This window comes from Nocardia sp. NPDC052112 (genome assembly GCF_040680135.1).
Lineage (GTDB): Bacteria > Actinomycetota > Actinomycetes > Mycobacteriales > Mycobacteriaceae > Nocardia.
Window position 1 is genome coordinate 66521 of the sequence record NZ_JBFAWD010000026.1, and the last position, 12897, is coordinate 79417.

General features: G+C 64.9%; 10 protein-coding genes. 6 read left to right on the forward strand and 4 right to left on the reverse strand.

Going from position 1 to position 12897, the window contains the following annotated elements; genetic code table 11:
- Positions 1–419 precede the first annotated feature (419 nt).
- The 4 genes from AB0L58_RS35550 (at position 420) to AB0L58_RS35565 (ending at position 6342) form a co-directional block, all read left to right on the forward strand.
- Positions 420–1892 carry a cytochrome b5 domain-containing protein gene (locus tag AB0L58_RS35550; protein WP_364394181.1) on the forward strand — a complete coding sequence of 491 codons (1473 nt, stop codon included), beginning with the start codon at positions 420–422 and terminating at the stop codon, positions 1890–1892.
- A gap of 148 nt (positions 1893–2040) precedes the next feature.
- Positions 2041–3213, forward strand: coding sequence for a 3-oxoacyl-[acyl-carrier-protein] synthase III C-terminal domain-containing protein (locus AB0L58_RS35555; protein WP_364394297.1), 1173 nt, complete (start codon positions 2041–2043; stop codon positions 3211–3213).
- A 29-nt stretch (positions 3214–3242) separates the two neighbouring features.
- Positions 3243–5084 (forward strand): ATP-binding cassette domain-containing protein, encoded by a 1842-nt coding sequence (locus tag AB0L58_RS35560; protein WP_364394183.1) that lies wholly within the window; start codon positions 3243–3245, stop codon positions 5082–5084.
- Positions 5085–5169: 85 nt separating this feature from the next.
- The gene (locus AB0L58_RS35565; protein WP_364394185.1) at positions 5170–6342 is read left to right on the forward strand and encodes a hypothetical protein; all 1173 of its coding nucleotides are present in this window, start codon (positions 5170–5172) and stop codon (positions 6340–6342) included.
- A gap of 53 nt (positions 6343–6395) precedes the next feature.
- Here AB0L58_RS35565 and AB0L58_RS35570 read toward each other — a convergent pair whose 3' ends face one another.
- The 4 genes from AB0L58_RS35570 to pdxH form a co-directional block, all read right to left on the reverse strand.
- Positions 6396–6758: an FKBP-type peptidyl-prolyl cis-trans isomerase gene (locus AB0L58_RS35570; RefSeq protein WP_364394187.1), complete on the reverse strand. Its 363-nt coding sequence runs from the start codon at positions 6756–6758 to the stop codon at positions 6396–6398.
- A 43-nt stretch (positions 6759–6801) separates the two neighbouring features.
- Complete coding sequence (locus AB0L58_RS35575; protein ID WP_364394189.1) at positions 6802–8106, reverse strand: citrate synthase; 1305 nt, start codon at positions 8104–8106, stop codon at positions 6802–6804.
- 156 nt (positions 8107–8262) lie between these two features.
- Positions 8263–9546, reverse strand: a complete 1284-nt coding sequence (locus tag AB0L58_RS35580; protein WP_364394192.1) for an MFS transporter — start codon at positions 9544–9546, stop codon at positions 8263–8265.
- 60 nt (positions 9547–9606) lie between these two features.
- Complete coding sequence (pdxH, locus tag AB0L58_RS35585) at positions 9607–10311, reverse strand: pyridoxamine 5'-phosphate oxidase (protein WP_364394299.1); 705 nt, start codon at positions 10309–10311, stop codon at positions 9607–9609.
- Positions 10312–10466: 155 nt separating this feature from the next.
- Here pdxH and AB0L58_RS35590 point away from each other — a divergent pair, with 155 nt between their 5' ends.
- Positions 10467–11615, forward strand: coding sequence for a citrate synthase 2 (locus AB0L58_RS35590; RefSeq protein ID WP_364394196.1), 1149 nt, complete (start codon positions 10467–10469; stop codon positions 11613–11615).
- A 160-nt stretch (positions 11616–11775) separates the two neighbouring features.
- Complete coding sequence (locus AB0L58_RS35595) at positions 11776–12630, forward strand: polysaccharide deacetylase family protein (RefSeq protein ID WP_364394198.1); 855 nt, start codon at positions 11776–11778, stop codon at positions 12628–12630.
- Positions 12631–12897 lie beyond the last annotated feature (267 nt).

A 12897-nucleotide genomic window follows, 5' to 3' on the forward strand; every position in this document is an offset into this window, starting at 1 on the left:
GAAGAGTGCGAGGTCGGGTACGACCGGATGGTTTGACGGGGACAGCTGGTGCTGCCGCCCGGTGTAGTGCAGCATTTCGCCCGCCAGATTAGCCTGTCCCACACGCCAACTCGACCCGGCTGTGGGAAGCCGGACTTCGACCGAACCGGGCATGCTGCGGGGGCTGACGTTACCCTTGGTTCGGTCTTCTCGCAGAGATCGGGGGGAATCCGACGCGAAAGTTACCGGGTTAAGGGATTGTTTAGTGAGATGTAAGGCGTTGCAAGCACGATGCTGTCACGAAACCTCAGGCAGTGTGTGTGACTTTGGGGGACATCCGGTTCGCCGGATGAAGCGCCCCCGCGCCTGTCCGCGATACACGCCATAACCCCGGGGTCGACAACGGCCACCGAACCGCGGATCAGACACGGAGGAATGCGATGACGAACAGCCAGCCGGAAGCGGAGGAGCGGGAGTTCCACAGACCGCCCGGCCCGCCTCCCGGCGGTGGCCCGCAACTGTCGAATGTGTGGGTTTACAACGGAAAAGCCTACGATCTGAGCGACTGGATCTCCAGACATCCCGGCGGCGAGTTCTTCATCGGGCGAACGAAAAATCGCGATATCACCTCGATCATCGGGTCCTATCACCGCGATCCCGAGCGAATCGGACGAATGCTCGAAAGATATGCGTTGGGGCGCAACGCATTACCCGAGGACATCCATCCTAAGGCCAATGCACCCGACTTCTTGTTCAAAGAGGGTTTCGACAGCTGGCAGGACACACCCAAGTACCGATTCGACAATAAAGATGATCTGCTGCACAAGGTCAAAGCGCGGCTGCGGGAGCCGGAGCTGGCCGCGCGACTGCGGCGCATGGACACGATCTTCAACCTCGTGGTCGCCGTGCTGGCCGTCGCATACTTCGCGGTGCAAGGTCTGCGCCTGTTCGAGCGCAGCTGGATGCCGCTGCCCGTCTTCATCGTCCTGATGGTGTTGCTGCGCAGCTCGCTGGCCGGATTCGGCCACTACGCGATCCATCGCGCGCAAAAGGGCCTCAACAAGATCTATACGAATACCTTCGATTTCAATTACGTCGCACTGGCTTTCGTCACCGCGGACGGGCACGCACTGCTGCACCACCCGCATACCCAAAGTGAAGTCGATATCAAGAAGAACGTCTTCACCATGATGATGCGAGTGCCCAGGTTGTACCGGGTGCCGATTCACACCCTCCATAAATTCGGGCACACGGTGACCGGCATGACCATTCGACTCCTCGATGTCTGCCGCCTCACCCGCAAAGTCGGCATCAAAGATATGTACGGCACCTGGGGTGGCGCACTGCCGCACTTCATCGGTTCGTTCGGAGTGCGCGCGCTACTGCTCGGCGAGTTGGTGGTCTTCACACTGGCGGGCGACTTCTGGGCCTGGGCACTGCAATTCGTGGTGACGCTGTGGATCAGTACCTTCCTGGTTGTCGCGAGCCATGATTTCGAGGTGGAGACCGAGGAACTCCCCGCCTCCGATACCGAGGACTGGGCCGTCCATCAGGTGGAGCAGGCCTACGACCTGAAGGTGATCGGAAATCGTTATGTCGACTGCTTTCTCGCGGCCGGTTTGAGTTCGCATCGCGTCCATCACGTCCTGCCGTTCCAGCGCAGTGGTTTCGCCAATATCGCGACCGAGGATGTACTGCGCGAGGAGTCCGCGAAATTCGGCATCGAGTGGCTACCGGCGAAAAGTTTCTTCACCGATCGGTTCCCGAAACTCTGCCGCACCTACCTTTTGTCACCCTCGCGCGAAGCCGAGGAACGGAATTGGGGCTTCATCCGCGAGCATTGCTCGCCGGGGGCGCTGAAAACCTGTGCGGTGTACACGGTGCAGGGCTTCACCGGAATCGGCACGGTCTGAGTCGATTCCGGAGATCGACAGATCGAACCGCTGGACAGCCGCGGCGCCGATCACCATTTTTCACAAGAACGGGGAGAATTTCGTGTCAATCATTATCGATGAGGGAACGTCGGCGACTCGTCAGGGGGACGAGCACGGCCACGCCCTCATGCAGCACGGGCTGCCGCCGGCGCCGCCGACCACGGTCGGCGTGATCGAGAGCATCGCGACCGGTGCGCCGACGCAGCTCTTCGACCAGGTGGGCGCCGCCGATCGGGTGGCCGAGCTGTTCACCGATCCGCAGCAGCGGGCACGGATTTCGCGGATCTACCAGAAGACGAAGATCGACAGCCGCCGATTGGTGGTCGATCCGCTCGATCCCGAATTCCTACGGTTCGGCCGGGTGCGCGGCACGATCCGGGACCGGATGAACCTGTTCTACCGCCACGCGGTACCGCTGGCCGTCGATGTCGCGGGCCGTGCCCTCGCCGGTGTCGAGGATGCGGCGGCGGAAATCGGCTTGCTGGTCTTCGTGACCAGCACCGGATTCATCGCCCCGGGGGTAGACGTCGCGGTCGTCAAGCAGCTCGGCCTGTCGCCCTCGGTCGGTCGGGTCGTAGTGAACTTCATGGGGTGCGCGGCCGCGATGAACGGCATTCGGACCGCCGTGGATTATGTTCGGGCGCATCCGGATAAGAAGGCGATGGTCGTCTGCATCGAGCTGAGCTCGGTGAACGCCGTCTTCGACGACAACGTCAACGATGTGATCATCCACAGCCTCTTCGGTGACGGCTGCGGGGCGGTGGTCATCGGTGCGAGTCAGGTCCAGCAGCCGCTGGCGCCGGGCAAGGTAGTGATCCGGGACAGCTTCAGCCAGCTCTTCGACGGCGCCGAGGACGGCATCGTGCTCGGTGTCAACCAGAACGGCATCACCTGCGAGCTGTCGGAGAATCTGCCCGAGTACATCTACACCGGGGTCGATCCCGTGGTCACCGAGGTCTTGCAGCGCAATGGATTGCAGAAGTCCGATGTCGATCTGTGGGCGATCCATCCCGGTGGGCCGAAGATCATCGAGGAGTCCGTGCGGTCACTCGGGATCGCACCGGAGCGCGCCGCGCTGAGCTGGGATGTGCTGGCCGGGTTCGGCAATATGCTGAGCGTATCGCTCATTTTCGTGCTGGAAAAAGCAGTGTCGCTCGGCGATTCGATCGAGGGTGGCGGTCGGGCAACGGGTGGGCTGATTCGGCAGGATGCGCCGAAACCGATCTCGACCGGTGTGGCGTTTTCCTTCGCGCCGGGGGTCACGCTCGAAGGCATGATCTTCGACATCATTCGCCGGTAATACGGACCGGTCTCAGGAGCCCAGCAACCATGCAACTCATCCGATTTCTCATCTCGATCTCCTGGATGCGGATCACGGCCGTCATTGCCGCGGGCCTCATCTGCGGTGTGGCCAATACCTATCTGGTGACCCTCATCCGGGGTGTGGTGTCGCCGGAACCGCATCCGCACGTCGATATCCAGAGCTTCGCCCTCACCGGGCTGGTCATCGTGGTCAGTGGCGTGGTGTCGCAGGTACTGCTGATTCGCCTCGCCCAAGAGGCGATCTACCGGCTGCGCGCGGATCTGAGTTCCGGAATCGTTTCGGCGCCGCTCGAGCATCTGGAACGACTCGGCATGCACCGCCTGATGGCCACACTGACCGAGGATGTGCGCTCGCTGTCGCAGGCGGTGACCGCCATTCCCAGCATCTGCATCGATGTGGCCACCATTGTCGGCTGCTTCGTCTTTCTGCTGGCGGTCTCGGGTCCGCTGTTCGCGGTGACCGTGGCGGGCACACTGCTCGGGATCGCCTGTGTCGAACTGATTCTCGGGCGGGTGCGCACTATCTATCGCGAAGCACGGGAGAACGAGGACGCGCTGTTGCGGTCGTACCAGGCCGTGACCCTCGGTATCAAAGAGTTGAAGCTGCATCGAGGGCGGCGCCGGGACTTCATGCAGCGGCATCTGCTCGGTTCGGCCGCGACGCTGCGTGCGCAGAATGTCGATGCCGGATCCAAATTCTCGGTGGCACAGGGATTCGGCCAGGCGTTGCAGCTCGGCACCATGGCGCTGATCCTGTTCGTACTGGTCGCGCCGCTCGACTTGTCGCGTGATGTGATGGTCGGCTATGTCCTGGTGACGACGTTCCTGGCGATGCCGATGCAGAACTTCATGCACCGCATCCCGGATCTGCTGCGCGGTGATGTGGCGCTGGCGAAGATCCGCGCCATGAATCTGTCCATGGAGACCATGCACGACGAGGAGCGGTTGCCGTTCAAGGACCGTCCCCCCGTCGACTCGGCACGGCTGGAGCTGACGAAGGTCGCCTACAGCTACCGGATGGAGCCGCCACCGCCATTCCCGCCGGGTCCCGGCGGGCCGCCGCCCGGTCCCGGCGGGCCGGGACGCGGCGCGCATCCGCCCGGTCGGGGTCCACGTCCGGGTGGACCGCAACCGGATGTCAACGGCCATCGGTTCGTCGACCACAGCGGACACGACAACCGGCCGATGCCGCTCGGCCCGCCACCGGAGGCGAGCAATGCCGAGTCCGGATTCCGGCTCGGCCCACTCGATCTGGTCTTCGAACCCGGGCAGATCACGTTCATCGTCGGCGGCAACGGCAGCGGAAAATCGACGCTGGCCAAGCTGATCACAGGACTGTATGTGCCGCAGACCGGCACGCTTTCGCTCAACGGCGAGCCGATCGACCACGAGAACATCGAGTGGTTCCGGCAGAACTCCTCGGCGATCTTCACCGACTTCCATCTGTTCGAGGACTACCTTGGCTTCGATCGGCCCGGACTCGACGGTGCGGTGCGCCGCTACCTCGAGCAGTTGCAGATCGCGCACAAGGTGACGGTGCAGGACGGGCGGTTGTCCACCATCGATCTGTCGCAGGGACAACGCAAACGGCTCGCGCTGCTGACCGCCCTGCTCGAGGACCGGCAGATCTATGTCTTCGACGAGTGGGCCGCCGATCAGGAGCCCAAGTTCCGCGACGTCTTCTATCAGGAAATCCTCACCGAGCTCAAACAGCGCGGGAAGACCGTCATCGTGATCACCCACGACGATCGCTACTTCCACCACGCGGACCAACTGGTCAAACTCGATTTCGGCCGGGTGGTCGAGGCGAAACGGACCGCGGAGCGCACCGGCGCCGAGCTGCCCTGACCCGACGAAATCGGCTGCGGCCCTTACCGAACTCTCAGAGTTCGGACAGCAACGACGCCAATTCGGCACCCTAGGGTCGGCGGATGTGATTGGAAAACGCGCCCGCTGGGCCCTGCTCGCCGTCGCCGTTGTCCTTGCCGGGGCGCTCGGTGGCACCGTCACCGCTTGCTCCCGATCATCCAGTGCACCCGGCGGTATCGCCTTGGTGAACGCCGATACCGGACCGACCGGTGCCCGCATCGCGCAGGGCCTGCAGCAGGACGGCGGCGGTTACGAGTGGACCGTCGGCAAGCCGGGTGAACTCGACGCGGATGACTACGCGGCGGTGATCACCCTGCCCGCCGATCTGACCGAAGCCATGGGCACACTGGCGAGTGCGCAGCCGAAGCGGGCGCAGGTCACGGTGGATACACATAAGGGCGCGGATGCGAATCTGGTGAACGGCGCGGTGAATACGGTGACGCACCGGGTCGGCGCAACCGGTGTCGATGCCGCCCTCGCGGCGGTCGCCCAGGCGCGCACCCAGATGACCTCGGTGCAGTTCACCACCCAACTGCTCAATGCCGGGGTGAATGCCGCGGCCGCCGGTGCCGATCAGTTCAGCTCGGGCGCGGATCAACTGCTCGGCTTTCTGACCTACGCCAAAGCAGGCTCGGCACAACTGACTTCGGCCATCGCGTTGCTGAACTCGACCGTCTCCGGTGCCGCGGCACAGGCGAATCAACTCGCCTCGGCATTGGATTCGACCGGCGTCACGATCGGTCAGGTACAGCAGACCGCGAATACGGTGAGCGGCGGTCTGGATCAGATCCTGCCGCTGATGCGCGCGCTGCCCTTCTCGGGCGATCCCCAGGTCGCCGATATCATCGCCAAACTCGAAGGGCTGCGGAATGTTTCGGCCCAGGCCGGATCCCAGCTGAACGGTCTCGGCGATCTGGTCGGCAGCGCGGTGGATCCGAGCACCGATCTCGGCACGTTGCTGCGTACCGTGGTGGACCGATTGACCGGTGCCAGTGCGCAATTGGCCGAGGGCGCGAAGCTCGCCGAGGGGCTACCGCAGCTCGCCGATCAGGGCGGCGCTCAATTGGTCAGCGCCATAAGCCAACTCACCAGCGGCGTCACACAGCTCCAGCAGATCGTCACCAACCTCAGTACCCAGACCGATAAGGCCGTCGCGGCGCTGCCGCAGCGTAGTAGCGCCCAGCAATCAGCGCTGGCACTGGCACTCACCGACCCCGTCGAGGTGGTCCGCAACTAGAACGACCGCGGCACGTGCTCTTCGAGAGCACGGGCCGCGGTTCGGGATTCGTGTCAGTTGATGACGTCGATCAGATCGATCACGAAGACCAGGGTCTTGCCGGAGAGCCTGTGGCCGGCGCCGGCGGGGCCGTAGGCGAGCTGCGGCGGGATGGTCAGTTGGCGGCGGCCACCGACCTTCATGCCGGGGATGCCGTCCTGCCAGCCCTGGATCAGGTTGCGCAGCGGGAAGCTGATGGATTCGCCGCGATTCCAGGACGAGTCGAACTCCTCGCCGGAATCGAATTCCACGCCGACATAGTGCACCTCGACGGTGCCGCCGGGCACGGCCTCAGCGCCCTCGCCCTCGACGATGTCCTTGATAACCAGCTCGGTGGGAGCTGGGCCCGCCTGGAATTCGATCTCCGGCTTGGTCATTCGGCTATCCCCTTCGATAGGTGATGGTGAATCGGGTGTGAAATTAGCGGCTGTTGATCTCGTGGTAGTCGCGGTGACCGTAACCGGTGTAGATCTGGCGCGGACGGCCGATCTTCAAAGGCTCGCTGTGCATTTCCCGCCAGTGCGCGATCCAGCCCGGCAACCGCCCCATGGCGAACAGCACGGTGAACATGCGGGTCGGGAAGCCCATCGCCTTGTAGATGACACCGGTGTAGAAGTCGACGTTCGGATACAGCTGTCGCGAGATGAAGTACTCGTCGGTCAGCGCGGCCTCTTCGAGAGACTTTGCGATATCGAACAATTCGTCGTCACCGCCGAGCTTGGACAGGATCGCGTCGGCGTGCTTCTTGGCGATCGAGGCGCGCGGGTCGTAGTTGCGGTAGACGCGGTGCCCGAAGCCCATGAGCTTCACACCGTCTTCCTTGTTCTTGACCTTGCGGATGAAGTCCTTGACGTTGCCGCCCTCGGCCTTGATACCGTCCAACATCTCCAGCACGGCCTGGTTGGCGCCGCCGTGCAGCGGGCCCCACAGCGCGTTGATACCACCGGAGACGGAGGTGAAAAGGTTGGCGTCGGAGGAACCGACCAGGCGCACGGTCGAGGTGGAGCAGTTCTGCTCGTGGTCGGCGTGCAGGATCAGCAGCATGTCGAGCGCGGCGGCGATCTCCGGATCGACCTCATAGGGTTCGGCCGGGAAGCCGAAGGTCATCCGCAGGAAGTTCTCCACCAGGCTCAGCGAGTTGTCCGGGTAGAGAAAGGGCTGGCCTACCGACTTCTTGTACGAGTAGGCCGCGATGGTGGGCAGCTTGGCCAATAGTCGGATGGTCGATAGCTCGACCTGTTCGGGATCCTTCGGGTCCAGCGAGTCCTGGTAGTACGCCGAAAGCGCGTTCACCGCGGAGGACAGCACCGGCATCGGGTGCGCGTTGCGCGGGAAGCCGTCGAAGAACCGCTTGAGGTCCTCGTGCAGCAGGGTGTGGCGGCGGATCCGGTCGGTGAACTCGTCGAGCTGCGCCTGGGTCGGCAGCTCGCCGTAGATCAGCAGATAGCTGACCTCGATGAAGGTCGAGGACTCCGCGAGCTGGTCGATCGGATAGCCGCGGTAGCGCAGGATGCCCGCTTCACCGTCGATGTAGGTGATCGCCGACTTGGTCGGCGCGGTGTTCATGAATCCGGGGTCGTAGGTCACATACCCGGTGCTGGCCAGCATTTTGCCGAGGTCGATGCCGTCGTTGCCCTCGTTGGCTTGGGCGATCGTCATGGCATATTCGCCGCCGGGATAGCTCAGAACCGGCTTGGCGTCATTGATGTGGTCATTTTCGGGCACGGAAGGATCCCTCTCAGGCTAGGACCGTCGGCATCGGGGTGCGGTCGGCACGGCGGTGCTCTCCCCTAGACGCTAGTCGCTGCTCGCGCGGCCCGAGAACGAGGGTGCCCACCGACCGAGCTCACAAACAACATCGCGTCCGGTGAGGTTTGCTACTCAACCGGACACCGGCACCGACGGCGACCTGGCGACGCGATAGCGCACAAACGCCGGGAACACGAGCGCAGCCACCACCACCCCGATAACGACCAGCACACCGCCGCCAGCCGCGGCAACCGCCGTACCCAGGCTCGCCGCGGCAAAACCGTGGGCAACATCACCGATGCGTGGGCCGCCCGCGACGATCACGATGAACACCCCCTGCAGGCGGCCGCGCATCTCGTCGGTGGTGACCGTCTGCAGCATCGCGATCCGCAGCGCGGCCGAGACCATATCTACCGCGCCACCGAAGGCCGAGCACGCCAACGCGATCCACAGTCCGGGCCCGATACCGAGGCCGTGACCGGTCCAGCCGACGGCGACGCCGAAGCCGACCATGGCCAGCCCCCACAGCGCGATGCAGACCACCACCGCCAGACCCTGGCGGCGCACATGTGAGATCCAGCCGGAGAACACCCCGCCGAGGACCGCGCCGACCGACATGGCGGCGAACAGCAGACCGAGCGCGACACCGCCGCCGGCCGGGTCACCGAAGGTCTCGTGCGCGATCTGCGGATAGAGGGCGCGCGGCATGCCGAAGACCATGGCGATCACATCGACCACGAAGGACGCGAGCAGGATGCGCTGGGTCGCCAAATAGGCGAAACCATCCAGGACAGTGCGGAATCCGGCCTTGCGCGCGGTTCCGGTCGGCGCGATGGCGGGTAGCCGCCATACCGCCCAGATGGTGGCGAGCAGCGCGATCGCATCGATCAGATACAGCGTCGACAGGCCGACAACGGGAATCAGCACGCCCGCCAGCACCGGTCCGGCGATGGCGCCGGTCTGCTGCACGGTCATGCTGAGCGCACTTGCCGCGGCCAGATGTTCGGTGGGCAGCAACCGCGGAATGGCGGCGCTGCGGGTCGGCTGATTCACCGCGAACAGCGCCTGCTGTAGGGCGAAGAGGCCGAGCACGATCCAGACATTGTCGAGTCCGACGGCGGCCTGCGCCCAGAACGCGAGTGCGGTGACACCGGTGCCGCAGTTGGTGATGAGCATGAGCTTGCGCCGGTCCATCACGTCGGCCAGCGCGCCGCCCCACAGACCGAACACGATCAGGGGGATCAGGCCGAACAGTCCGGCCAGACCGACATAGCCGGAGCTGCCGGTGATCTCGAATATCTGCTGCGGGACGGCAACCACGGCCAACTGCGAACCGATGACGGTGACGATGTTGCTGGTCCACAGCCGTCGGAAGTCCGGATAGCGCAGCGGGGTGGTGTCGGCGAGCAGTTTCACCGACCGCAGCGTAATGAGTCGGTCAGGGGCTCAACAATGTTGGGGTCGCCACGATTTTTTCTAGGGTTGTAGTCGGTCGACCACCATGGCCTCGCCGCTGATCCGCACCCGGATCCGGTTGTGCAGCCGACCCCGTCGGCCCTGCCAGAACTCCACCTCGTCGGGGCGGATCAGGTAGCCGCCCCAGTGCGGCGGCACCGGTATCTCGTCCACATCGGCGAAGCGTGCGGTGGTCTCGGCAAGGGTGCGATCGAGTTCGGCGCGCGAGGCGATCGGCCGGGACTGGCGCGAGGCCCAGGCACCCAGCTGCGAATCGCGCGGGCGGGAGCGCCAGTAGACGGCGGTCGTTTCGGCGGAGACCTGCTCGACCGGCCCGCGTACGTGAACCTGTCGGCCCAGCGCGGGCCAGACGAAGGTCGCGGCCGCGAACGGCACACTCGCCAACTGGTTGCCCTTGGCCGAGTCGTAATTCGTGTAAAAAGTCACACCGTCCGGCGAGAGGCCTTTACACAGCACCGTCCGGGCGACCGGACGCGGTCCGGCTTCGGTGAGCGCCACGGTCGCGACCACCATGGCATTGGGCTCGGCGATGCCGACCGCGGTGGCCTGTTCGACCCAGTGCCGAAGCAGCGGCTCCCAGCCGCCTGCCAGCCAGGTTTCGTCCAGATCGGTGTCCTCACCGCTGCCGAACGGCACGCCGCCGTAGTCGACTCGCATGGCGGCCAGATCGGTCGCCGGGAACAGCACCCGATCATTTGCGGCCATTTCCTGACCGAGAGATGAATTGTCCAGGTCACGCATGGGCCAGACGTTACTCCGCGGTAGCAGGGAGCTAAGGTTTTGTTGATCGGCATGTGCTCGGCGAGCCACACCCCTCATCGACGAGAGCATGCGAACCGAAGTGCAAGGAGAGTCACAACATGACTACCAGCCATGCGGTGCCCAGTGGGCAGACCGCCGTACCCCCTGATTTCGTCAGCGGCCTGGAAGGCGTGGTGGCATTCACCACTGATATCGCCGAACCCGACAAGGACGGCGGCGCGCTGCGCTACCGCGGTGTCGACATCCAAGATCTGGTCGGTTCGCGGGTGACCTTCGGCGACGTGTGGGCACTGCTCGTGGACGGTGAATTCGGCCGCGGCCTGCCGCCGGCGGAGCCGTTCCCGCTGCCGGTGCACACCGGTGACGTGCGCGTCGACGTGCAGGCCGGACTGGCCATGCTCGCCCCGATCTGGGGCTACCAGCCGCTGCTCGATATCGACGACGAGACCGCGCGGGAGAATCTGGCGCGCGCCTCGGTGATGGCGCTGTCGTATGTCGCGCAGTCCGCGCGCGGCATCTACCAGCCCGCAGTGCCGCAGAAGAAGATCGACGAGTGCACGACGGTGACCGAGCGGTTCATGACCCGCTGGAAGGGCGATCCGGATCCGCGGCACACCGAGGCGATCGACGCCTACTGGGTTTCCGCGGCCGAGCACGGCATGAACGCCTCCACTTTCACCGCCAGGGTTATCGCCTCGACCGGCGCCGATGTCGCGGCGGCGCTGTCCGGTGCGATCGGTGCGATGTCGGGTCCGCTGCACGGCGGCGCGCCCGCACGTGTGCTGCCGATGATCGAATCCGTCGAAAAGTCCGGTGACGCACGCGCTTTGGTCAAGGGCATCCTGGACCGCAAGGAAAAGCTGATGGGCTTCGGCCATCGGGTCTACCGAGCCGAGGATCCGCGTGCCCGCGTGCTGCGCGCCACCGCACAGCGCCTGAACGCCCCGCGCTTCGAGGTCGCCGCCGCGCTGGAGCAGGCCGCACTCGCCGAACTGCGCGAGCGTCGTCCGGACCGCGCCATCGAAACCAATGTCGAATTCTGGGCGGCGGTCATCCTGGACTTCGCCGAGGTCCCCGCGCACATGATGCCCGCGATGTTCACCTGTGGCCGCACCGCCGGTTGGTGTGCCCACATCCTGGAGCAGAAGCAGCTGGGCAAGCTGGTCCGCCCGGCCGCCATCTACACCGGCCCCGGCCCCCGCCAGCCCCAGGACGTCGCGGGCTGGTCCGCGGTCGCGCACGTTTAGCACACCAACGCCCTGGTTAATCACCGTGGTGGAATCCGTTGCCCACCACGGTGTCCGGCTGTTCGCGGCGACCTTGCACGCGCGGCCGACGACACAGCTCGCGTAGCATCCGGGGGGAATGGCTGGAATAGAGAGTTAACGGGGAATGCTGGATAGGAATGTGTCGCGGCGGCGGCTGATCGGATTCGGCGCAGCGGCTGCGGCTTTCGTCGCAGGTTGCAGCGCGGATAAGGGCAATACGACTACCACGCAATCGAGAACGACCGCGAACGCCGTTGACGTGCAGGCCATTCCGAGATCCCCCGGGCAGCAGGTGTCCGCGGCCAACTCCCCGGCTGCGGTGGCCGCCCGACACGCGGGTGCGCAGCCGACGCGGTGGGGCATGCAGATGGACGGCATCACCAGCACTTTCGCGGCGACCGGCAAACAAATGGCGGTCACCTTCGACGCGTGCGGCGGGCCCGGCAATAACGATATCGACGAGACATTGCTGAACCTGCTCATCTCCCAGCAGATTCCGGCCACGCTCTTCCTCAACAAACGCTGGATCGATGCGAATCCCGGTCGCGCCGCGCAATTGGCGGCCAATCCGCTGTTCGAGTTGGCGAATCACGGTGTGGCACACAAGCCGCTCTCGGTGACCGGCCGGGCCGCCTACGAAATCCCGGGCACCGGCTCACCACAGGAGGCCGTCGACGAGGTCTGGGCCAACCACGAACGGCTCACCACCCTGCTCGGCAAACCGCCGCGGTTCTTCCGCGCGGGTACCGCACACTACGACGACGTCGCGGTCGCGATCGTCAACGAGTTGGGTGAGCGGCCGGTCGGTTTCAGTATCAATGCCGACTACGGCGCCACCGCGAGCGCGGCGCAGGTGCAGAATGCGCTGAAAGCCGCCGCGCCCGGTGCGATCTCGCTGGCCCATATGCACCGACCGAATTCCGGAACGGCCGCCGGAATGACGGCGGCGCTGCCCGCGCTGCGATCGGCGGGGTTCACTTTTGTCCATCTCTGAGCACCGTTGCCACCCGTAGTCCGGGTCGGCACGCCGTCGTCCCGGCGAATCGCGAGGCCGAAGATCACGGAATGGAATGGACGTCTCCGGGATCGCGCCATTAACGCGCAACCCCCGGCGGGGAGCCAGTATGGTACCGATGCTGACTGGTATCCCGATGTCAGCCGACCGCCTGCCGGTCGCTCGAATAACAATGGTGAGACGGATCACAGCCGTGCACCGGACATTTCGCCAGCGCGAGGTGACCGGATCGGCCTGATCCGAGCG